This is a genomic window from Rhodococcus sp. 5A-K4 (genome assembly GCF_046097995.1).
Taxonomy (GTDB): domain Bacteria; phylum Actinomycetota; class Actinomycetes; order Mycobacteriales; family Mycobacteriaceae; genus Rhodococcus_F; species Rhodococcus_F erythropolis.
The window spans coordinates 1-20904 of the sequence record NZ_JBJURM010000037.1 but is presented as its reverse complement, the minus strand read 5'-3'; the positions used below and the strand labels follow the sequence as shown (position 1 = coordinate 20904).

Below are 20904 nucleotides of genomic sequence, written 5' to 3'. Positions count from 1 at the left end.
GAGATGTGTTACGCCCTCTGGTGTGTCAGTAACGATTCAGAGGCACGGAAGAACTGTTAGGCCTTCACCGCTACGGACGGTCACGCGAAGCGGGAAGGACGGCTCCTTCGGGCCAGATTGTGGCAGCGGTGTAGTAGATGTTGCTCAGCTTCGTTCCGTCGATGTTTGCGCACGCAAGGTTTGCCTCGTGCAGATTCGCTCCAGACAGGTTCGCTCCGGAAAGATTAGCGTCCATCAAATCCGCGCCGACCAGTGTTGCGGCGGTCAAAACCGCGCCGATCATAAACGCGCCGGACAAGTCCACCCCGGTCAAATCCATGCCGGACAGGTTCACGTGGGACAGGTTCGCACCCGACAAGTTCGCGCGGGACAGGTCCGCATCGAATAGTATCGCGGCGGACAGGTCCGCGTCGAAGAGTCTCGCGCCGGTCAGGTCCGCGCCGGTCAGGTCCGCGCGGACCATGATCGCTTCGGACAAGTCCGAGAAGGCCAGTTCCGCGCCGGTCAGGTTCGCGCCGGTCAGGTTCGCGCCGGTGAGGTTCGCGAGGGCCAGGTCCGTGCCAGTCAGGTTCGCGAGGGCCAGGTTCGCGCCGGTCAGGTTTGCGTCTTCCATACTCGCGTCGGTCAGGGCCGTGTAGGTCAGGTTCGCGGCGGTCAGGTTCGCATTGGACAGGTTCGCGCTGGTCAGGTTTGCGGCGGTCAGGTTCGCATTGGACAGGTCCGCGCTGGACAGGTCCGCGGCGGTCAGGTCCAATGAGCTCAGACTCATGTTGGATATGTCGGCATTGGTGATCGTGCAATCAAACCCGTTCCAGCTCTTCGGGTCCGAAGCTTCCGCAGAAGAGTGTTTATGCAGCGTGAGGAGAATGGTTCTACGTACTTCCAACTCTCCGGTGTCAGGTAGTTTCGCGGCGATCAATACAGGCGTGTGAATGTTGGGGGTCCGGAGGTACGCGCGAAGTAGGTCGATGGCAACTTGTTTCTCATCGCGCTCGTTCTGTTGCTGCCAGTCGTCAGCGAGGGAGGCGAGTGCGTAGACGCCGGCGAGTCGGATTGCGGCGGATTCGTGGGCGAGTTGTTCGGCGCAAGTTGTGTAGCGGGATCGTAGGTCGCGGACCACTTCTCGTCGATGGGTGCGCTCAAACGTCTTTGACTGCTCCGCCCTAGCGATCTCGGCTTGGTGTCGTTGCTCCGTGAGTTGCTTCTCGTGTCTCGCCTTCTCATCAGCAGCGACAGTTCGTGCGTGTTCGAGTTCGGTTTCTGCGTGTGCGAGTGAATCGGCGGCGGTTCTCTCCGCACTGATTCGAGTGTTGTGTGCGGATCGGAAAGTTAGGGCACCTGCTCCGAGAACTCCAGCGCCGCCGAGGACTGTCGCAACGGGCTGCGCGACACCTGACTCACCAGAAAGGATTGCGAATCCCGACACGATGAACAGAGCGACGCTCGTGGTCACTAGCGCGGTGCCAGCGAAGATCCCGATCCTCGTGCCGCGTGATTCAGGTGACGGTGTGGGAACCGGAGGCTTATCTACCGGCGAACCACCGGAGGGCGAACCTGCTGTTGTCATTTGAACATTGTGCGGTGCTGATGGCGAGTAGGTGCTGACCCGGTCCCATCCAGCTTCACCGTCAGCGTTGACCGCACTCCGCATCGGCTCAAGAGTCACGAGTGTCTCGCCGTTCCGTTGTCTCATTATCGATCGATTGATGCGACTGCGACCACCCAAGTCGGTCAATTCGGTTTCGCCTGGTCGTCGTGGCGTGCCACCGTCTTGTAATCCCGTCTCATAACTTATAGTCTCATAACCGCGATGTTGACGGGATAATGAGACGGAAGCGAGACAATGGCAGTCATCGGATACGCACGAGTGAGCACCACCGAGCAGAATGCGCAGCTTCAGCTAGACGCGCTCAAAGCAGCGGGTGCCGCCCGGATCTTTACCGACCACGGCGTCTCCGGTTCCAAGACCACACGCCCCGAGTTGGATGCGTGCATCGACCACCTGCGCGAAGGTGACGTACTCACCGTGTGGAAGCTCGACCGACTCGGCCGCAACACCGTCCACGTCCTGCAACTCATAGAAGAACTCACCGAGCGCGGGATCGGATTTCGTAGCGTCACCGAGGGCCTGCATACCGATGGGCCGATGGGAAAGGCAATGCTGACGATCATGGCCGCATTCGCACAGCTCGAACGAGACACCATGATCGAACGCACACGTGCCGGACTGGCTGCAGCTGCCGCGAACGGACGCAAGGGCGGGCGACCCCGCAAGGTGACAGATGCCGACGCGATCAAAGCTCAACAATTGCGTGAAAAAGGCATCAGTGCGCCTGACATTGCACGGATGCTCAACTGCTCGCGTGCGACGGTCTATCGATACCTCGCATAACTTCTGGAGCCGAACTCGACAAGCTGATTCGCCTGCGAGGTTTGGCCTTTCGGCAGTGTTACCTGGTTTCTGGTGTCGATGATGGAGCGCTGCCCACTCGCCAGGTTGACGGCTTTTGAGATCGGAAGGTGTCCCCGCTGAGTACCTGATCTCGGTTTGCAGCCATGGCCCGCCGGGCGGTGGCTTCTTGCGCTTCCCATCCGTGACTCTTGTTGCGCTGAGTGGGGTTACGTTGCACCATGCCTCGCGCGTAGTCGTCACGGCACTTCTCATGGGCAGGTCGGCCGTTCGACAAGTTCACCAGTGCAACCGTGTTCGCGATTTTCTTCCGGCACAACACACACTTACGGACTGGCGGTTTGCCCGCAGTGCGTGCCGCTTTGATCTCGCGCTGACGTGGCGTGTTGCCCATAGTGACCTCTTGAATGGATGCGGCGGGGTGAATCTTGCAGTGTCTCAATATTTCAGACATCACAACATGCCAGCGCTTAGGGTTCGCCCGGCGCGTGGCCTAACTGCTTGCGTATGCGTGCCAATCCGGTGCGAACGTCACTGCGGATTCGGTCTGGCGAATGGGAAAAACCTGGTCGCGGCGATCCCTCAGACCTGAATTCGTTGTGCCGCCTCGTATGCCAGTTCCTCGTGTTCGCTTTGTTCTGCATGGCTTCGGTTGTTGCGGTGACGCCTGCGGTGAAGGCCAGCTTTTACCTTTTATCACAGTCATTGGTACCCCCGGGGGTACTACCCCCCAGGCGCCGATCACGCCCCCCAGTTCGCTATGTAGATCGCAAGATGTACGGGTTCCCAGGTCTAAAAGTGCATCGAACGTATCTGTCCTACTGTGCCAGTCCGTGGTAATCGGCCTCGTCGCGATTGGAAGATCTCACGTCGACTGATAGTCGCGCGATATCGTGTGTGGCACTTGCTAAACCGAATCCACTCTCTTCGCATGAGCAAACCCGTGATGACGCGGCAGATTTCGTCGAAGCCGTTGAGCGGCACCGCCCGGCAGTCGGGCAGGACGCAGTCGTCGATTCGGTGGTCCGCAATCGTGAGATCGGGAGATCACGGCGATTCAATGTCAATATTTCGAGTCAATGGTGGCGCTCGCACGGGACGTGCAGAACGGCAGATTCGAAGCGCCCACCACTTAGTGAGTGGGCGCCTGGTGCCACCATTGGTATCCTCGATTGCCGAACCTTTCCGATGAGTCGGCAACCCGACGATGACGTGCGCTTTGCGGAGTGGGCCGCGGATCAAGCGTGTACAAGGGAAATTCTGTATTTGGGTACATGGCCGCTTCGACGGCGGGCATGACCAGGGCATACTGCCTCTATGCGCAACTTCTCAGTCCTTAGTGATCTCGACTTCGAGTCGGTCGTCTCCGACCTTATCGCTGGGGAAGTCGGCACCCATGTTGAGCGATTCGCGCGTGGCGCGGACGGAGGCATCGACTTGAGATGGCGCCTCCCTGGCGGGCAGTTGGCAATAGCGCAATGCAAACACTATTTCAAATCGTCCTTCTCTCAATTGCTGGCATCGGCAAAGGATGAGGTTTCAAAGGTGAAGAAGCAAGCTCCGGGCGAGTATCGCTTCTACACCAGCTTTGACCTGACTGTAAGTCAGAAGCAGAAAATCTATGAGTTGTTTTCGTCATGGATGTCAGGACCTGAACTCGTCTATGGTGGTCGCGACATTGATGGCGAACTTACCCGGAACGGTGAAGTTGAGCGCCGGCACATTAAATTGTGGCTGTCTACCGGGACGGAGCTGTTCTGGGCCACGAATTCCGAACTCGCTTCACGATCAAGCATGCTTCGAACAAGGCTTGAGCGCACACTGAACACTTACATTGAGGGTGATTCATACGAGGAATCCATGAAGATTCTCGATGAGCATAACGTCTGTTTAATAGCAGGAGTTCCAGGAATCGGAAAGTCTGCACTCGCGCAGATGCTCGTTGCCAGCTATCTAGCCCTCGGCTATCAACCAATCGAAGTATCCGAAGATATCAAGGAAGCCTGGGCGGCGTTGGATACGAAGCACTCACAAATCTTCTTCTATGATGATTTCCTAGGGCAGATTTCCTTCAGTGAACGCATGGGGAAGAATGAAGACTCAAGATTGGCGAACTTCATTGATGCCGTGGGAGGTATGAAACACAAGAAGTTGGTGATGACAACCAGGGAGTACATTCTCCGAGACGCTCGGCGCGACTATCGTAGACTCGTAGATCTCGGTGATGACCTCCATTTTATCCTGGAACTCGACGATTACTCGCGTCTCGATCGAGCTCAAATTCTGTACAGTCACCTCTGGCATGCCGATGTTTCCGTGGAATGCCTGGCCGAACTGTCGGACGGTGGATGGAAGAGGATTGTCGATCATTCCGGGTATAATCCGCGGCTGATCGAATACTGCACAGGGCCCAGTTTTGACTCCTCATCTAAGGGCTATCTGGATCGGTTCGTTGATATTTTGACGCACCCCGAAGAACTTTGGCGGAACGCGTATGAACGCCATCTCATCGATAGTCAGAAGGCGTTGCTACTGACCTTGGCTTCAATGCCAGTACAGGCGTCGCACCCTGACTTGCAAGCTGCGTACCTCTCCTTCTGTTCAGAGTCTCATCTGCACGCAAACGCTGCAAGCTTCCGTTCTTCGCTTGAGATGCTGGAAATGACCTTCATCTCGATCGCTAAGCGGGGTGCTGAAGTCATGGTGTCATTTCATAACCCTTCTGTAGCCGAGTTTATTCTCGATCAAATACGAGAGGATCCCGCCACACTCTCCTCTCTAATAGCAAGCGTTGTATTTTTTGAACAGCTAACCGCCCTGAGAAATGCGACCGGCGAGGATTCTTCATTCTCGACGAGTGCTAGCAGTGGCGTCGTGCGCCACATGCCCATCAATCTATTTGGTGATGAGTTTACTGAAGCATTGATGGGGACGTTCGAAAGTCCGAGTCCGGTCAAGATCCTCAACCAGTCAGGATACGTAACTGGTTACGAAGATCCGTACGGACTCTTCGAGAATCGACTCGAGGCTGTGCTCGGCCTGGAACCTGAACTTCGACCACCAAACACGTGGATCGAATCACGACTAGTCTTCTTGGCGGATCGATGGAAAAATTTGCAGGGAGAAAAGTCTGACGCAATCCGTTTGTATCGAAAAGTCTCGAAACTTCAAAAAGATCGTTCCATTTCTGTTTCCGAAGAAGTTCTTGCCGAGTTTCATGAAACTCTTGAGAGTTGGCTTAGCTCTTCGCTTGAAGGGACGTCTGATTGGAGTGCCTTCGTGGATTTCAATTCGTTCGAAGATGTCGATGACATTGATGATGATATTAGGGATCAGTTCCTTGACCATGCACTGAGCGAATTGGACGCGTGGGATCCGTCGCCACCAGACCTCAACGATCTCGTAGAATTGGCAGAACTGTTTGATGTCTATCCAAGCATTGAGGAAAGTGTTGCGGAAGCCCATCAGCGCGAAGAAGAACACGATGCGAAACAAGAGGACGATTCTCACGCTACACGTTACCCCCGAAGTCGGATGTCTGAGACGGGCGGGGACATAGACGAAATGTTTAATCGCTTTAAGGCGTCAGAGTCTTGATTTGCCTGCACGCCTGAGCGATATTCTTCCTGTCGCGAGGCTGATGGTGGTCGAACGGACTGCGCGCCGCTGTGACCGCATAAGGGAGATGAGGCAAAAACTTGCACGAAAATCAGAGCTCACCTTGGAGCCCGCCGAGTAAGCTGCCGACCAGAGCCATCGAAGGATCATCTACCACCTCCGGCTTCGGGACCTCGTGTCTACGATTGTTGCGTTTTTCGGCTATGGCCTCGTCGTCGATCCAAGCAGCGGTAAGCGGGTGAGTTGCCTGGCCTGCGCTGAGGCCCGTGCGAGCCAGTGAAAGTTTCACAACTCATGCCGATTCAGAGGACGCTAGATTCAGGGTGACACAACCCCTTCCGAGATCCAGCGCACCGGGCGCCAGAACAGCGAGTGAACGAACACACAAGTTGCCGCGACTCTCGCAATCGTCGCACAGATCGGATCCACACAAATCGATCTTGCAAGGGCGTCATTGATCCTCAATCCTTCCGAATCGGGTGCTTTCTCCGCTGCAGTCGAGGGAAGTGCGCGTTCGATCCGGCAGGCAACTATGAACACCGATCAGTACGCAGTGAGTACGCAGGAGATCCGAAACCATCCGAATTGCGCCAACGGAAGCAAACTCTGAACTTGCTGGTCAAGGGTTGTTCTCGTATCAAGTCAACTTCGACAAACGCCCAGCACTGAGTTCCGCTTCAACGTCTAAATCCGGCTTCCGGTCGTCACCCCACGGGCATCTCGCTGAGCGTCCGACGTGTCACAAACCGCCGCGCTTTCCCCGACAACGGGTCGGTGAATTCGAGTTCCCTCGCGAGCAATTGGAGTGGGAGGGAATGATCGTCCGGGGCGTCGGGAAGCAGGTCGGGGTATCGCCGGTCACCCAGGATCCCGGCGCCGAGAGCCGCCAGATGCACCCGCAACTGGTGCATTCGTCCGGACTGCGGACGTAGAACCGTGTGCAGCACAGCACGTCCGGAGGCGCTCACGCCCGTCCCTCGTGCCTCGATCGTGGTCTCGGAGTTGGGTTCACGGCTGTCGTCGACGACGACCCGCAACTCGCCGCGTCGAGCTTCGATGTGGTTGCGGTAAACGAGAGGGACGTCGAGCGCTGGCGCATCCTGGTCCCACCGGGACGGTCGCGCCGACACCGCCTCGTAGACCTTCGTGACCTGCCGCTTCTCGAACAGTGACTGGTACGCGCCGCGCGTCGCGGGGCGGGCCGAGAACATCACCACCCCTGCGGTGCCGCGGTCGAGTCTATGGATCGGGGTCAGATCTGGGTTGTCGAGACGAACCCGCAGTCGGACGAGCGCCGACTCGCGGAGGTAGCGCCCGCTGGGGGTGGTCGGGAGAAAATGTGGCTTGTCGATGACGACGAGATCGTCGTCGATGTGCAGGATCTCCTCGTGGAACGGCACGGGGTCCTCCGCCGGCAACTCACGGTAGTACCAGACGAACCGGTGCGCGCTGAGCTCGGTGCTCCGGCAGATCGACTGGCCGTCGATACCCACGAACTCGCCGTCGTCGAACCGCCGATACAGGTTTTCGGCGTCCAGATGGTCGAACTTGGCTACGACGTACTCGGCGATCGTCGTCCACGGCCCAGAGAGCGGGATGCGTAGGCGCGTCGGGCCAACCCCGTTCTTGACGGGCAGCGGTGGGGACATGGACACACAGGTAATCATCCCATCGACTGCTGGTCAGCGGTGATTCGGTGCGGCCTTGCCGGAGACGTCCCCGCGGGGACGTGGGGACCAACTCGGAGCGGTGATCACCAGAGATCGTCGAGTCGAAAATCAGTAGCGCAGGCGAGATGCGGGCCCGTATGGTTCGGCAGAGAAAGATCGCAGTCGAAAAGCACTGCGGTCCATACCTTCTGTAGCTCAATTGGTGAGAGCACCCGACTGTGACTCGGGCGACGGCGGATCGTAACCGCCCAGAGGGACTCAGTTCAGATACGGCTGACGTGAGGACTCTAGGCGCAGAGACCGGCAGCCCTTTGCCTGCACAGTTGTCGAACGAGCCTCAGCCGGTATTCCCTGAATCGCCGAACAGCATTCCAGTCACCCGCCATTTCCGCGTCGGCAAGTAGGTATTCGCAGTTGTCCAACTGATCCTTCAAAGACATCATCAGAATTCACCTCCGATCACCCGAGCAAGTACCTGTCCAGGATGCGTCCGGCGACACCCCGCGGACATCGGCCGAAGTACCTGTTCAGGTACCTGCTTCGGTGCGCGGTGGAGGTTACTTCTTGACCGCAGGCGCTGGTAGCGGCATACCGCGCTCGGACAGGACGGCGCGGAGACGGTCAGGGTAATCGGTGATGATTCCGTCGACACCCAGGTCTATGAGGGCGTGCATGGTGGCGGGATCATCGACGGTCCACGGGATGACCTTCATGCCACGCGCATGTGCGCTCGCGATCATGTCGGCTGTCGGGTACAAGGCGAAGCCGGGGGCGCCGACCTTTCCACCCTGGGGAGTTCCTTGGACAGGGGAGTAGGCGGAGGCGCCGAAGGTTGCCACCGCCGAGATGCCGTCGCCACCGAAATCATCGATGTCCAGACCGCCGAGCCACGGTGACGCTCCGTCCTTGCCTACCTGGAGAAAGTCCCCGTTGGTGAGCGCGACCACGGGCACACTCGGCGCGAGTTGACGGGTGAGCATGAGCGAGCCCCAGTCGAAGCTCTGAATGGTGACGCTGTCCAACAATCCGGCTGCCCGGATCGTATCGAGGACTACAGAGACGAACTGCTCACGCGGGGCGGTCTCGTGGGGCGCTCCCGCTTCCACCTTGGTCTCGATGTTGAGCTTGATTCCGGGTGCGTTGTACGACTTCACCAGGGCGAGCACTTCTTCGAGCGTCTGCATTTTCGCTCCCGGAACATTCTGCTGCTCAGGGTATCCGGCAAGGGGGAGGGTGCCGCAGTCCATGGTCTTGATCTGTTGCAGGCTCAGCGTGTTGACGAATTTTCCGACGTACGGGAACTCCGGGTCACCCGCAGTTGCGGGCTCGGTGTCGAGGCATTTCTTGTTCGAGATCTTACGATCGTGCGTGACGACAGCGATCCCGTCTTCGGCGATCTGGGTATCGAGTTCCAGTGTGCTGACGCCCATTTCGAGAGCATTGGAGAACGCGGCCAGGCTGCTCTCCGTGTACAGGCCGAGCCCGCCGCGGTGGGCTTGGACGTCGAACGTCGAAACCGGCTGGGGTGCTGAACTACCGAACGAACCGGACCAGTCGAGACTGCCGGTTGGCGATGCGCCGGCCGGGGTCGCCAGGGCGGTGAGGGGGAGTGCGACGGTCACGGCGGCACACGACAATATTCTGCTCAGTTGCATGAAAGGAACGTAAGGGCGTCGAATGGCTCGCCGGGGTTCGTTAGGTAAACTAACGGTAAAAGTCAGGCTGCGTGAACGCGCTGCTCGACGCCGTTTGCCTGGACCTTCATCCACGACGCCAGAAGCTCGCACCCGGTCAGTCCGCTCTCGTCGAGAGGTTCGATCGCGTAGCTGATGTGTCTACCGCCGCGAGGGTTCTCCAGCTGAAAGCGGTTCAGGTTCAACCGCGTCGGCAGATAGCCGAGGACTTCGAGGAACGCGGTGCGAATGCGTCGTAGATCGGTGCGCCATTGTTTCGGACTGAAACGAGTCTTCTGCGCATTCTGGAAAGCATTGCTACGAAGTAGTTCCCAAACTTTTTGTGCCCACACGCGTGCCTGGGAGAAGGACATCCAGCGCGTCAAGTCTGCGATGTCGCGAATGTAGCTGTCGTCGCTGGCATTACAGATCATGTCCTGTGGGTGCCCGATCCACTTGACCGGAATCCACGGCTGGACTTCGGGTCCGTCGCCGGCAACTCCGTGTCCCTCGCAACCTTCGATGACGCCGGTCGGTTGTTGTGGATCGGAGATCAGTCCGACTCCGATGATGTTGGCGCCGTTCAGCGTCGGAGAAGTCGTCGGAGAAGTAAAAGTCGGAAGAGCCGCGCGGATCACGGTGCATCCCTGTGAGTATCCGATCAGCATGACTGGGCCGTCTGTCTCTGCGATTGCGGTCGAGAGGGCCTTCACACCCATCGCGGTGCTGTGCCGAAAGCTCAGGCCGCCGTCGGCGACCGGGCCATACGACGCGGGATAGGCGACCCAGCGAGAATCGAATCGACTGTCGAGTTCGTCGGTGACGGCACTGAGGAGTCCGCGCACACGCGCGCCGTGGTCGCCGACGTGGGATTCGCCGGTGCCGCCAACTGCAAGAACGGTTACCTCAGCCATGCCAGCGATGATCCACGTCAATTCTGAGAGGTCGGCATCCAAACCCTGAGAAGAGACTGGCAATCCGTTGTGCTGCGAAATCGTTATCGAGCGAGCACCATTTACCCATGACGACGCCGAATCGTTCATCCAGGCGAAAAGTGTCCGTTGTCGGTGCGGGAAGCGTCGGCACTGCGATTGCGTACGCGTGCTTGATACGCGGATCAGCCGACGCGCTCGCCCTCTACGACACCAACAGTGCAAAGGTCCGTGCCGAAGTTCTCGATCTCAACCACGGAACCCAGTTCACACCGCCGTGCACCGTCGAGGGAGGTGATGACATCTCGGTCACCGCGGGATCCGACTTGGTTGTCGTCACCGCGGGCGCAAAACAGCATCCCGGCCAGTCGCGGCTCGAACTTGCCGCGGTGAACGTCAAGATTGCACAGACTCTGACCGAACAACTATTGGCGGTGTCACCGGACGCGGTTCTACTCTTCGTCACCAACCCGGTCGACGTGGCGACCTACGCAGCGATCCAGGCTGCGGGACCGTCGTACCGTAGCCGAATTTTCGGATCGGGGACGGTGCTCGACACGGCCCGATTGCGATTCCTGCTGGCCACCGAACTCGGAGTCGCGGTCGAGAACGTCCATGCCTTCATCGTCGGCGAGCACGGGGACTCCGAGATTCCGCTCTGGTCGAGCGCAACCATCGGCGGAGTGCCGGCAACCTCGTTCGTGGGACCGTCGGGCGGCGTCCTCGGCCCCGACTTACGCGCGAATGTCGCGAAGTCTGTGGTCGAGAGTGCCTACGAGATCATCGAAGGAAAGGGTGCGACCAACCTCGCCATCGGATTGTCGAGCGCATTCATCGCGGAAGTCGTGTTGCGGGACGAACAACGGGTTCTTCCGGTATCGACCTTGCAGACCGGTGTCCACGGACTCGATCGCGTTTGCCTGTCCCTTCCCACGATGGTCGGTCGTGCGGGTGCCGGTCGAGTCCTCGAGGTACCGCTTTCAGAAAAAGAGGCTTCGGGGCTCCGATCTTCTGCCCGTACATTGCGAGAGGTGCAGGAATCTCTGGGATTGTGAATATCTGTTCTGCTCGATATCCGACATATAGGATCAACAAATGATCAGCTTCCTGATTCGCGCCGCGATCTTCCTGGGTTCTGCCGCTGTCGGGCTTCTTGTTGCGTCGTTGATTCTTTCGGGCTTCTCGGCGCCCACATCCGGATTCATCGTTGCGGTCGTGATCTTTGCGATAGCGCAGTCGGTCCTGGCGCCGTTCATCGCGACAGTGGCAAAGCGCCACGCACCAGCATTTCTCGGCGGAATCGGATTGGTGTCGACGTTTGTCGCTCTGTTGGTGGCGTCGCTCTTCTCCAATCTGTCGATCTCCGGTGTCTCGACGTGGATTCTGGGAACAGTCGTCGTGTGGCTGGTAACAGCACTTGCGACGCTGGTGCTTCCGTTGTTGTTCGTGCGTAAGAAAGTTCAGGAGAAGAAGGCTCAGTGACGCGTCCGAACATCGGTATGGACTACGCAGTCCTGGACTGCCCGGATCCGGCTGCATTGGCCAACTTCTACGTCCAGGTCCTCGACTGGAAAAGCGTTCGGGACGAAGATGATTGGCACGTGATCGAAGGACCCGCCGGCGAGCGGCTCGCGTTTCAGCTTGCTCCGGATTTTGTTCCGGTCGACTGGCCGACATCCGGCGTCGGAATCCATCTGGATCTGCTCGTCGATTCTCTCGACCCCGCGGAGGCTTGGGTGATCAGCCTGGGTGCGCAGCGGGTGACCGGCATCCCGGAGCATCAGACTTTCCGCGTCTACCGCGACCCGGTCGGTCACCACTTCTGCCTGTGTCTGCGCGACTGAGTGTCGACTCGCCCCGATCTCGTCGACCGTGGATAATTCCGAACACTTGTCACGCCCGAGAATTGGAGATCGACGATGGCTTCGCAGAATTCCGACGAATTCCTGGTAGAACGTACGACGATCGTCAAGGCAGAAGCATCGGTCGTCTTCGCGTTGATCAACGATTTCCACCAGTGGACGCAGTGGTCGCCCTGGGAAGGTCTCGACCCGGCAATGCAGCGCACGTACGCGGGTCCTGACGCGGGCGTCGGGGCCTCGTACGCCTGGGCCGGCAACAAGAAGGCAGGTTCCGGTTCGATGGTGATCACCGAATCCGTCCCAGACGAACGCGTAGTTTTGGACCTGGCCTTCCTCAAGCCGTTCAAGGCACAGAACGTCACCACCTTTCTCATCTCTCCGAATGCCGGTGCCTCTCCCAATGCCGGTGAAGTTCAGGTGACGTGGAAGATGACTGGAAAGAAGAATCTGTTCTTCAAGATCTTCGGTTTCATCTTCAGCATGGACAAGCTCGTCGGAAAGGATTTCGAGAAGGGCCTGTCCCAGCTGAAAGCTGCTGCCGAAAAGGGCTGACGAGCCGGTGGTACCGTCTCCCGGTGTTACGGATGACGCCCACCGATGCCCAAACCTTCTGGATTTCGGAGAAGATCCCCAACGATCAACTACTGCTCTACTGTTTCGACGGGCAGAGCCAGTCGATCGACGAGCTACGACGCTCGGTGGTGGAAAGAGCGTCGCTCATTCCGGATCTCAATGTTCGGATTCGTGAATCACCGTGGCATCTCGACTATCCGCTCTGGGATCCCATGCCGGTCGATGCCTCGTTGGTGAGTGTGCATGAGCTGCCGGATGACTCGTGGCCATCGTGTATTCACGGAATCGAAAAGCTTCTCGAAAACCACGTCGACCCGCGTGAGTCCCCGTGGACGCTTCACCTGTTCCACGGCGTCACCGGCGCGCCGCGTTGTAGCGGCCCGGCGCTGATCGCAGTTCTGCAGGTCGCTCATTCTCTGGCGGACGGCAAACGGGCGTCGGCGATTGCTCGCCAGCTGTTCTCGCCGCAACCGCCCGCGCAGCAGAAGACGGACGTGCGGCGTAGCGGATCAGCCGAGATTCTGGGCCGCGCCGCCTTGCGCCTGCCGGGTCAACTCGTTTCACTGTTCCGCGACGGCCGGGCGGGGCACCGAGCGCAGTTGCAACTGCAGGCCGACACCGAATCGGGAGTTGTTGCGCCGCAGGCGGCGAGCCGTCCCAAAGTGCGCTCCAACATCCCTCCCGGACCTCACCGATTGGTGCGCATGGTCGTGCGGGACAGCGCAGATTTCCGTGGCGACGGCGTATCCGTCACGGTCGGAGCGATGACAGCTATCTCGCTGGCGATGGCGAACTACCTCACCGAGCGAGACGGCACGGTACCGCCGGAACTGGGAGCCGAGGTGACCATCGCCAAGGCGGGTACACCCACGGCGCGCAACCACTTCCGCAATGCAGGTGTCGGACTGTTCCCGGATATCGATGACCTCCGTGAGCGAGCTCAACGGATCAAGGCGTCGATGGACGAGCGTCGCGCACGGGCATCCCATCCGTCCAGCGCAGCTTCGGATCTCGCGCTGAACGCGGTTCCCGGCCCGCTGGTCCGTTGGGGCGTGCAGCAATACGATTTCACGGCAGTGCCCGACGAGGTCACCGGCAACACCGTGGTGTCGAGTGTCGCGCGCGGTGACGCGGATCTGGTGCTCGGAGGCGGCGTCGTTCGGTTCACAGCGGGCTTCCCGAGTTTGTCACCGGTCATGTCCTTGACCCACGGCGTACACGGGATCGGGGACACGGTGACGATCAGCATCACCAGCAGTCCGGCCTCGATCGCGGACATCGACGTGTACGAGCAGATGATGCACGACGCGATCGACGAGGTACGCGAAGCGCTGTCGTGACGGCCTGATGTACTGGGAGCATGGGATTCACGCGCGCCGAGCTGGAGTCTTTCCGAGACGCCGAGATCGAGGATCTGATCGGGCCGAATTGTCGGCTGCTGTTCGTCGGTATCAATCCGGGACTGTGGACTGCCGCGACGGGCGCGCATTTCGCGAGGCCGGGTAATCGGTTCTATCCGGCACTGCTGCGGGCAGGCATCATCGAGCGTGCGATCGATCCTTCCGCGGGTATGTCGGACGCCGATACGCAGCACCTGATCGATCGCGGCGTCGGTATCACCAATCTCGCCGTTCGCGCGACGGCCAGAGCCGACGAGTTGAATGCAGAGGAACTTGCCGCCGGAGGAGTGCGGGTGCGGGCAGTCGTGCGTTCGACCAAACCGAAAGTGGTTGCCTTCGCCGGAATCACCGCATATCGCACTGCTTTCGCTGACAAACGAGCCAAAGCGGGGCGGCAAGATCAGCCTTTCGAAGATGCTGCTCTGTGGATCGTGCCCAATCCCAGTGGGCTGAACGCACACGAGACGGTGGATACGTTGGCCGCCAAATACCGTTCTGCTGCAGCCGAAGCCGGGATATTCTGACAGGAACTCTCAGTTCCGTTCGCCTGGAACGAAGTACGGGATAGAGTGATCGTATGTCTGTTCTTTACAACATCTTTGTAGTGATTCACCTACTCGGTATGGCTGCCCTGGTCGGTAGCTACTTCACCGTCCTCAAGGCTCCTTCGATCACCGAGGTCATGGTGTGGGGTGCCAGGATGCAGTTCGTGTCCGGCCTGATCATCGTCGGCTTGGGCGAAGGCGCGCTGGACAAGAACTACATTCACGCGAAAATCGCTGTGAAGCTGGTGCTTTCGCTGGTGATCGTGGCGCTGGCCGAGATCACCCGGGCGAAGCAGAAGAAGGGGCAACCCAATCCGAATCTGGTGCACGTCGTCGGCGGGTTGTCGATCGTAACCGTATTCGTGGCCGCGCTCTGGACCTGACAAAGACACAAAAGAGCCCCGGCGATCGAAACTCGCCGGGGCTCTTTGCTGTTGACGCGTCTACAGGCCCGGACGCTTGCCGATCGTCAGGGTCACTTCACCGGTGTGGGCGAAGAAGTCGTTGCCCTTGTCGTCGACGACGATGAACGCGGGGAAGTCCTCGACGTCGATCTTCCAGACGGCTTCCATACCCAGTTCGGCGTACTCGAGGATGTCGACCTTCTTGATGCAGTCGAGTGCCAGGCGAGCCGCCGGTCCACCGATCGATCCGAGGTAGAAACCTCCGTGGGTGTTGCAGGCGTCGGTAACCTGCTTGGAACGGTTTCCCTTGGCCAGCATGATCATCGAGCCACCGGCGGCCTGGAACTGCTCGACGTACGAGTCCATACGGCCGGCCGTGGTCGGGCCGAACGAACCGGACGCCATACCGTCGGGCGTCTTGGCTGGGCCGGCGTAGTACACCGGGTGATCCTTGAGGTACTGCGGCATCTCTTCACCTGCGTCGAGACGCTCTTTGATCTTGGCGTGCGCGATGTCGCGTGCCACGACGAGCGGACCGGTGAGCGACAGACGAGTCTTCACCGGGTGCTTGGAAAGCTCGGCGAGGATCTCGGCCATCGGCTTGGTGAGGTCGATCTTGACCGCAGCACCCTTGCCGGTACCCGAAATGCCATCGGTCTCTTCGTCGAGCTGAGCGTCCGTGACCTCGGGCAGGAAACGGCCCGGGTTGAATTCGAGCTGTTCCAGGAACACGCCCTCCGGCGTGATTTTGGCCTTCGCCTGTCGATCGGCCGAGCACGACACCGCAATGGCGACGGGCAATGAAGCGCCGTGGCGGGGGAGTCGAACGACGCGGACGTCGTGGCAGAAGTACTTACCGCCGAACTGTGCGCCGATGCCGATCTTCTGCGTGAGCTCGAAGACCTTCTTCTCGAGTTCGTGATCGCGGAAGCCGCGGCCCGTGATGGCGCCTTCGGTGGGGAGCTCGTCGAGGTAGTGCGCGGACGCGTACTTGGCTGTCTTCATCGCGAACTCGGCCGACGTGCCGCCGACGACGATTGCAAGGTGGTACGGCGGGCAGGCAGCGGTACCGAGCGAGCGGATCTTTGCCTCGAGGAACTGCATCATCGAGTCGGGGTTCAGGATCGCTTTGGTTTCCTGGTACAGGTAGGACTTGTTGGCGCTGCCGCCGCCCTTGGCCATGAAGAGGAACTTGTACGAGTTCTCATGTCCGGCAGCAGTATCGGCGTACAGCTCGATCTGCGCGGGCAAGTTATTGCCAGTGTTCTTCTCGTCCCACATCGTGATGGGGGCGTTCTGCGAGTAGCGCAGGTTCAGACGCGTGTATGCGTCGTAGACACCGCGGGCAATGGACTTCTCGTCGTCGCCGGGGGTGAGTACGTGCTGTCCACGCTTGCCCATGACGATGGCGGTTCCGGTGTCCTGGCACATCGGCAGAACGCCGGCAGCGGCGATATTGGCGTTCTTGAGCAGGTCGAGCGCGACGAACTTGTCGTTGTTCGACGCTTCGGGATCGTCGAGGATGCTCGCGAGCTGCGTCAGGTGATCCGTGCGCAGGTAATGAGAGATGTCGTGCAGCGCCGTTTCGGTCAGCAAGCGCATCGCTTCCGGCTCGACCTGAAGGAAGGTGCGGCCGTCCGGTCCCTCGACTGTCGACACCCCTTCGGTGGTGAGCAATCGGTACTCGGTGGTGTCATCACCGATCGGCAACAGGTCCTCATAGAGGAAGTCGGCCATCATCTCTCCTGAACAAGGGTGCGTGCGAAGGTCGCATTCAGGTTATCGTTGGGGGTTTCCTTCTCCGAATCGGGGCGGGTGTGAGCTGGAATTATCCGGATGCCACTGGCTCGATCAAGATACTTCGACCAGTTCGGAGAGCTCGACGCCGCGAAATTCGGCAAGTATTTCGGCCTGCTCGGCCACTGCTGCGCGGGCCGATCGTGACCACGTTCCCCACGGGGTGATCGCGACCTTCAGCTTCTTTCCGGATGCTCGTGGTCGCCACAATCCGGTGATCGTGCCACCGACCACCACCGTGCCCGGTCGCCCGAGGGTCGGCCACACTGTCTTCTGGGCGGTCGGATCGGGAACCAGGGTCTCCCGATCCTTGAGCTGTACATACGGATCGAAAGGCCCGAGCAAGCGCGTACTCGAATCGGTGGGGGAGCCGAACAAGTCTTCGCGGTCTTGTTCGAGAATCCACCGCTTCTCGCCGTTCACCTCGATCTCCTCGGCATCGACGGGCCAGTGGGCTTTGACGTCCTTGACCGGGGCATCGAGAAACGACGCGACGTGAGCAGGGGTGGCGGGGCCGTAGAAGTGCAGATACCCGCGGATCACGTCGAAGCGGGGATCGGCGTCTGAACCTGAGGCTGTGTACGGGCGTCGGCGCCAACCCGGAATGCGTTCGAGCACTGGGGGAGATGTGCCCGGCTGTAGCTCGAGGCCTGCCTGGAGTGCCGCGAGCCGGAACGGCATCTCATACAGATGAGTGGCGTTGCACGGGCGGCAGAATCTCAAATAGGGCTCGGTGACCCGCGTGGTCAATTGCGCGGACATCTCGCCCTTGACGGTTGGTTTCGAGACGATGTCCCGCATCGCAGTAGCAACTGTTTGCAGGGCACTCAGCGTCGGGATGCCGGCGGCCTTCAGGGGCCGATTCGCGTCGTAAATGCGCTTGGCTGCATCAGCCTCGCTGAACGGCGACGTGGCGACGGCGATGGCAGGCAGGTCGCCCCGACGGTAATAGTGGGGAGCGCCGCGCAACGTCCAGGCGAGAGCGAGCACAGTGACGTCGCCGCGGACGCCGCGGATCCGCAGGGCCCAGGCGGCTCCGTCAGGTCCGGTGTTCTGAATCCCGAGATCGAGAATGCTGCAATCGCTGTGATCGGCGTCACCGGCAGCCGCTCGGTCGAGTTGATGGCGGTGACACCGGAAATTAGCTACCTGCGTGAGTGAGGTTGCGCTAGACATGATTTCAGTTTACTGGTGGGTAACCGCAGGATTTGGGACAGTTGATCAATGCGGCGACAGAATTGGTGAAATTCGACCGATTGTCCGGAATTTTTTCAGTAGCAGACCTTATTAGTCGAAATAATGACCCCATTGTCGGAATCCTTTGCCAACTGGTCGTTCGTATGATTACTGTTACCCACGTCACGGATACATTACAGATGTGACGCAGCTGTCACAGCACTGTCGGGTGCTTTTCGGCAGCTGACCTCTGACCTCTCAAGGAGATTCACATGGGTTCAATGGAAGGAATTCTCGGCGCTGTTGTTCAGGGCCTGGGATCACTGTTCAGCGCTGACGGTCTGCTCAAGACCTTCATGGGATCGGTAGAGACCATCTCCAAAGACCCCACCCCCTAATTCAGCGCGACTTTGCCACGCCCGCTCCGGGTGTAGTTACTTCAATTTCGACAAACTGCAGGAGGAAACTCATGGGATCTCTCGGTGAAGCCATCGGAAGCGTCAACAACCTCGGTCAGCGTCTTGTCGACGCACTGACCACGCTCAGCGGCGGCACGGTTACGCCCAAGTAAGCGTCGTCTGACGAGAAAGGCTCACGCACTCGGTGCGTGAGCCTTTCCGTGTCGATCGGAACTAGGTCGACCGGATCGAGTTTTTCCGATCACGTCGGGTTTGCCTCTTTCAGCCGGTACCGTTCGAAAGGTTCCGCTGCCGAAGAGAGTGACCCGGATGATCGAGACTCGTGCTTTGCGAACGGTTTTCCGCGTCTTCGTGGCGTTGGCCACGGCAGTATGTGGGCTCCAGCTCCTCACGGCACCGGGTCACGCTCAGTCGGTGGACAGCAGGCTGGTCGACATCTCGGTGTACTCACCGTCGATGGGGCGCGACATTCCGTTGCAGGTCTTGCGGCCGGCTGATACCTCGACGCCCGCTCCGACGCTCTACCTACTCAATGGAGTGGACGGAGGAAAAGACGACGCGACGTGGTCGGTGCGGACCGATGCACCGAAGTTCTTCGCGGACAAGCACGTCAACGTGGTCACCCCTCTCGGTGGAGCATTCAGCTACTACACCGATTGGGAGCGGCCGGACCCCGGCCTCGCGAAATCCGGCAACAACAACGGGGTCAACATGTGGACCACGTTCCTGACGGAAGAACTACCGCCAGTCATTGATTCGACGTTCGGAACGACCGGCGAGAACGCACTTGCCGGCTTGTCGATGGCAGGCACGTCGGTACTGGATCTGGCTATGGCGGCGCCCGCGCTGTACAACAGTGTCGGGTCCTTCAGCGGGTGTGCGATGACGAGTCCAGGCATCGGTCAGGACTTCGTGAAACTCGTGGTCGCAGTGGGTGGTGGCAACGCGGAGAACATGTGGGGTCCGTACGATGGCCCGGGTTGGCCGGCTCACGATCCGGTTGTCAACGCGGACAAGCTACCTCGAATCCCGATGTACATCACTACCGCAACCGGGATTCCGGGTCCGTACGACACGCTTGCCGATCCACGGATCGACAACGACGTCACAGATTTGGCGTTGCAGCTTGTACTCGGTGGCGGAATCGAGGCGGCAACTCACTACTGCACCACCCAGCTTGCGGACAGGACGAACGCATTGGGTATGAACAACATTCGCTACAACTTCAAGCCGGCAGGAACGCATTCATGGGGATACTGGGAAGACGACTTACACGACTCGTGGCCGATGATCGCCGCGTCGCTCGGCGTGTGAGGCCCCATCGAGCAAGCCTTCGAAGCGTCGTTCTCGTCGGCGCGCTCGCCTTGATTTCACTACTTGCGTTGCCCTCGACTGCGCTCGCCGACGAGACCCCGAAGATAACGAGTGTCACCGAACTGTCTTCGCGCTTGGTTCTTCTCGACGTCGCGAGTCCCGCCATGGGGCGCACCATGCAGGTGAAAGTACTGCTTCCTGCCGACCGCTCGGAACCGCGCGGGACGCTGTATCTCCTGGACGGCAATTCCGGGCAGATCGAAGAGAACAACTGGCTGGCTCCGGCTAACGGCGATATCGTCCCGTTCTTTGCCGACAAGAACGTGAACGTCGTACTCCCCATCGGTGGAACCGGCACCATGTACACCGATTGGCAGGAAGACCACCCGAAATTCGGTCGTCTGAAATGGGAGACGTTCCTGACGAAAGAACTTCCCTCACTGATCGACACGAGGTTCGCAACCAACGGGCACAACGCAATCGGCGGGATCTCGATGGGTGCAGAGGCCGCGCTGATCCTGGCCCAACGCTCGGCCGGGTTGTACGACGCGGTCGCGGGCTACAGCGGCTGCTACACAACCGTCGGAGGATTCGGCAAGGCGTTGACCGATCTTGTGGTCATCAACGGAAATGCCCGTTCGGAGCAGATGTGGGGTCCGGCCGGCAGTGAGGCTTGGCAAGAGCACGACATTTTCGCCAATGCCGACAAGCTGCGCGGCACCAAGGTGTATCTCGCCTCGGGATCGGGACTACCAGGCCCGCACGAAACTCTCGATACTCCTGCCCTGGGCCGGGTACTGGTCGTTGGCGGGGTCATGGAACTGGGATCGAACCTGTGCACCGACCAGATCACGCAGGTGTTGCGCGATCGCGGAGTCGATGTCACCCGCAGCGCTCAACCGGTGGGGACGCACGGTTGGCCGTACTGGCGCGACGAACTCGTTCGCTCCTGGCCGATGCTCGACTCTGCGTTGTCGGCTTGAGTAATTCCTTGCGATGAGTTTCCGCTTCGGGCCGGGTCTATAACCCTGTACACCTGATTCGTAACCTCATCGACAAGGACATCTCAATCTTGTTGTCAAGCAGCAACGACTCCCGTGGCGGGAGGTGA

The 20904-nt window shown here is 59.6% G+C and carries 18 protein-coding genes and 1 tRNA gene; 13 read left to right on the top strand and 6 right to left on the bottom strand.

From position 1 onward, the window contains the following. Positions 1-70 precede the first annotated feature (70 nt). Positions 71-919: a pentapeptide repeat-containing protein gene (locus ACKAMS_RS30380; RefSeq protein ID WP_283383890.1), complete on the bottom strand. Its 849-nt coding sequence runs from the start codon at positions 917-919 to the stop codon at positions 71-73. Positions 920-1843: 924 nt separating this feature from the next. Between ACKAMS_RS30380 and ACKAMS_RS30375 the strand changes: the two genes are divergently transcribed. Then, positions 1844-2392 carry a recombinase family protein gene (locus ACKAMS_RS30375; RefSeq protein ID WP_283383889.1) on the top strand — a complete coding sequence of 183 codons (549 nt, stop codon included), beginning with the start codon at positions 1844-1846 and terminating at the stop codon, positions 2390-2392. A 1335-nt stretch (positions 2393-3727) separates the two neighbouring features. Further along, positions 3728-6007 carry a hypothetical protein gene (locus ACKAMS_RS30370; protein ID WP_408989968.1) on the top strand — a complete coding sequence of 760 codons (2280 nt, stop codon included), beginning with the start codon at positions 3728-3730 and terminating at the stop codon, positions 6005-6007. A gap of 725 nt (positions 6008-6732) precedes the next feature. Here the strand turns inward: ACKAMS_RS30370 and ACKAMS_RS30365 are convergent. Further along, complete coding sequence (locus tag ACKAMS_RS30365; RefSeq protein WP_408989967.1) at positions 6733-7695, bottom strand: pseudouridine synthase; 963 nt, start codon at positions 7693-7695, stop codon at positions 6733-6735. A 187-nt stretch (positions 7696-7882) separates the two neighbouring features. Here ACKAMS_RS30365 and ACKAMS_RS30360 point away from each other — a divergent pair. After that, positions 7883-7955 (top strand) — tRNA-His (locus ACKAMS_RS30360). 300 nt (positions 7956-8255) lie between these two features. On the opposite strand, the gene ACKAMS_RS30355 is transcribed toward ACKAMS_RS30360, so the two are convergent. Beyond that, positions 8256-9320 (bottom strand): glycerophosphodiester phosphodiesterase family protein, encoded by a 1065-nt coding sequence (locus ACKAMS_RS30355; RefSeq protein WP_408989966.1) that lies wholly within the window; start codon positions 9318-9320, stop codon positions 8256-8258. Positions 9321-9415: 95 nt separating this feature from the next. Continuing rightward, positions 9416-10285 carry a PE-PPE domain-containing protein gene (locus ACKAMS_RS30350; protein ID WP_031331067.1) on the bottom strand — a complete coding sequence of 290 codons (870 nt, stop codon included), beginning with the start codon at positions 10283-10285 and terminating at the stop codon, positions 9416-9418. 107 nt (positions 10286-10392) lie between these two features. Here ACKAMS_RS30350 and ACKAMS_RS30345 point away from each other — a divergent pair, with 107 nt between their 5' ends. The 7 genes from ACKAMS_RS30345 (at position 10393) to ACKAMS_RS30315 (ending at position 15066) form a co-directional block, all read left to right on the top strand. After that, positions 10393-11358 carry an L-lactate dehydrogenase gene (locus ACKAMS_RS30345; RefSeq protein ID WP_020908505.1) on the top strand — a complete coding sequence of 322 codons (966 nt, stop codon included), beginning with the start codon at positions 10393-10395 and terminating at the stop codon, positions 11356-11358. Positions 11359-11398: 40 nt separating this feature from the next. Continuing rightward, positions 11399-11785 (top strand): phage holin family protein, encoded by a 387-nt coding sequence (locus ACKAMS_RS30340; protein ID WP_019744552.1) that lies wholly within the window; start codon positions 11399-11401, stop codon positions 11783-11785. Continuing rightward, entirely contained in the window at positions 11782-12147 is a 366-nt protein-coding gene (locus ACKAMS_RS30335; RefSeq protein WP_020908504.1) for a VOC family protein, read from the top strand. The genes ACKAMS_RS30340 and ACKAMS_RS30335 overlap by 4 nt, the downstream gene beginning before the upstream one ends. Before the next feature lie 75 nt (positions 12148-12222). Further along, positions 12223-12717, top strand: a complete 495-nt coding sequence (locus tag ACKAMS_RS30330) for an SRPBCC family protein (protein ID WP_019744550.1) — start codon at positions 12223-12225, stop codon at positions 12715-12717. 32 nt (positions 12718-12749) lie between these two features. Continuing rightward, positions 12750-14078 carry a WS/DGAT domain-containing protein gene (locus tag ACKAMS_RS30325; RefSeq protein WP_408989965.1) on the top strand — a complete coding sequence of 443 codons (1329 nt, stop codon included), beginning with the start codon at positions 12750-12752 and terminating at the stop codon, positions 14076-14078. A 20-nt stretch (positions 14079-14098) separates the two neighbouring features. Next, positions 14099-14662 (top strand): mismatch-specific DNA-glycosylase, encoded by a 564-nt coding sequence (locus ACKAMS_RS30320; protein WP_195790677.1) that lies wholly within the window; start codon positions 14099-14101, stop codon positions 14660-14662. 53 nt (positions 14663-14715) lie between these two features. Then, positions 14716-15066, top strand: coding sequence for a hypothetical protein (locus ACKAMS_RS30315; protein WP_020908500.1), 351 nt, complete (start codon positions 14716-14718; stop codon positions 15064-15066). Positions 15067-15126: 60 nt separating this feature from the next. On the opposite strand, the gene ACKAMS_RS30310 is transcribed toward ACKAMS_RS30315, so the two are convergent. Further along, positions 15127-16824: a fumarate hydratase gene (locus tag ACKAMS_RS30310; protein ID WP_003945198.1), complete on the bottom strand. Its 1698-nt coding sequence runs from the start codon at positions 16822-16824 to the stop codon at positions 15127-15129. A 114-nt stretch (positions 16825-16938) separates the two neighbouring features. Next, entirely contained in the window at positions 16939-18060 is a 1122-nt protein-coding gene (locus ACKAMS_RS30305) for a winged helix DNA-binding domain-containing protein (RefSeq protein ID WP_408989964.1), read from the bottom strand. 272 nt (positions 18061-18332) lie between these two features. Between ACKAMS_RS30305 and ACKAMS_RS30300 the strand changes: the two genes are divergently transcribed. From ACKAMS_RS30300 to ACKAMS_RS30290, 3 genes are all read left to right on the top strand, one after another. Further along, entirely contained in the window at positions 18333-18458 is a 126-nt protein-coding gene (locus ACKAMS_RS30300; RefSeq protein WP_019744544.1) for a hypothetical protein, read from the top strand. A 330-nt stretch (positions 18459-18788) separates the two neighbouring features. After that, the gene (locus ACKAMS_RS30295; protein WP_020970238.1) at positions 18789-19793 is read left to right on the top strand and encodes an alpha/beta hydrolase family protein; all 1005 of its coding nucleotides are present in this window, start codon (positions 18789-18791) and stop codon (positions 19791-19793) included. Further along, positions 19790-20776 (top strand): alpha/beta hydrolase family protein, encoded by a 987-nt coding sequence (locus tag ACKAMS_RS30290; protein ID WP_020908496.1) that lies wholly within the window; start codon positions 19790-19792, stop codon positions 20774-20776. The genes ACKAMS_RS30295 and ACKAMS_RS30290 overlap by 4 nt, the downstream gene beginning before the upstream one ends. Positions 20777-20904: the final 128 nt, after the last annotated feature.

What these genes read in the sequence shown, in the direction of transcription:
- ACKAMS_RS30375 (WP_283383889.1), top strand. Translation starts at nt 1,844, where the DNA reads ATGGCAGTCATCGGATACGCACGAGTGAGCACCACCGAGCAGAATGCG.
- ACKAMS_RS30370 (WP_408989968.1), top strand. Translation starts at nt 3,728, where the DNA reads ATGCGCAACTTCTCAGTCCTTAGTGATCTCGACTTCGAGTCGGTCGTC.
- ACKAMS_RS30365 (WP_408989967.1), bottom strand. Translation starts at nt 7,695, where the DNA reads ATGATTACCTGTGTGTCCATGTCCCCACCGCTGCCCGTCAAGAACGGG.
- ACKAMS_RS30350 (WP_031331067.1), bottom strand. Translation starts at nt 10,285, where the DNA reads ATGGCTGAGGTAACCGTTCTTGCAGTTGGCGGCACCGGCGAATCCCAC.
- ACKAMS_RS30345 (WP_020908505.1), top strand. Translation starts at nt 10,393, where the DNA reads ATGACGACGCCGAATCGTTCATCCAGGCGAAAAGTGTCCGTTGTCGGT.
- ACKAMS_RS30340 (WP_019744552.1), top strand. Translation starts at nt 11,399, where the DNA reads ATGATCAGCTTCCTGATTCGCGCCGCGATCTTCCTGGGTTCTGCCGCT.
- ACKAMS_RS30330 (WP_019744550.1), top strand. Translation starts at nt 12,223, where the DNA reads ATGGCTTCGCAGAATTCCGACGAATTCCTGGTAGAACGTACGACGATC.
- ACKAMS_RS30325 (WP_408989965.1), top strand. Translation starts at nt 12,750, where the DNA reads ATGACGCCCACCGATGCCCAAACCTTCTGGATTTCGGAGAAGATCCCC.
- ACKAMS_RS30320 (WP_195790677.1), top strand. Translation starts at nt 14,099, where the DNA reads ATGGGATTCACGCGCGCCGAGCTGGAGTCTTTCCGAGACGCCGAGATC.
- ACKAMS_RS30315 (WP_020908500.1), top strand. Translation starts at nt 14,716, where the DNA reads ATGTCTGTTCTTTACAACATCTTTGTAGTGATTCACCTACTCGGTATG.
- ACKAMS_RS30310 (WP_003945198.1), bottom strand. Translation starts at nt 16,824, where the DNA reads ATGGCCGACTTCCTCTATGAGGACCTGTTGCCGATCGGTGATGACACC.
- ACKAMS_RS30305 (WP_408989964.1), bottom strand. Translation starts at nt 18,060, where the DNA reads ATGTCTAGCGCAACCTCACTCACGCAGGTAGCTAATTTCCGGTGTCAC.
- ACKAMS_RS30300 (WP_019744544.1), top strand. Translation starts at nt 18,333, where the DNA reads ATGGGTTCAATGGAAGGAATTCTCGGCGCTGTTGTTCAGGGCCTGGGA.
- ACKAMS_RS30295 (WP_020970238.1), top strand. Translation starts at nt 18,789, where the DNA reads ATGATCGAGACTCGTGCTTTGCGAACGGTTTTCCGCGTCTTCGTGGCG.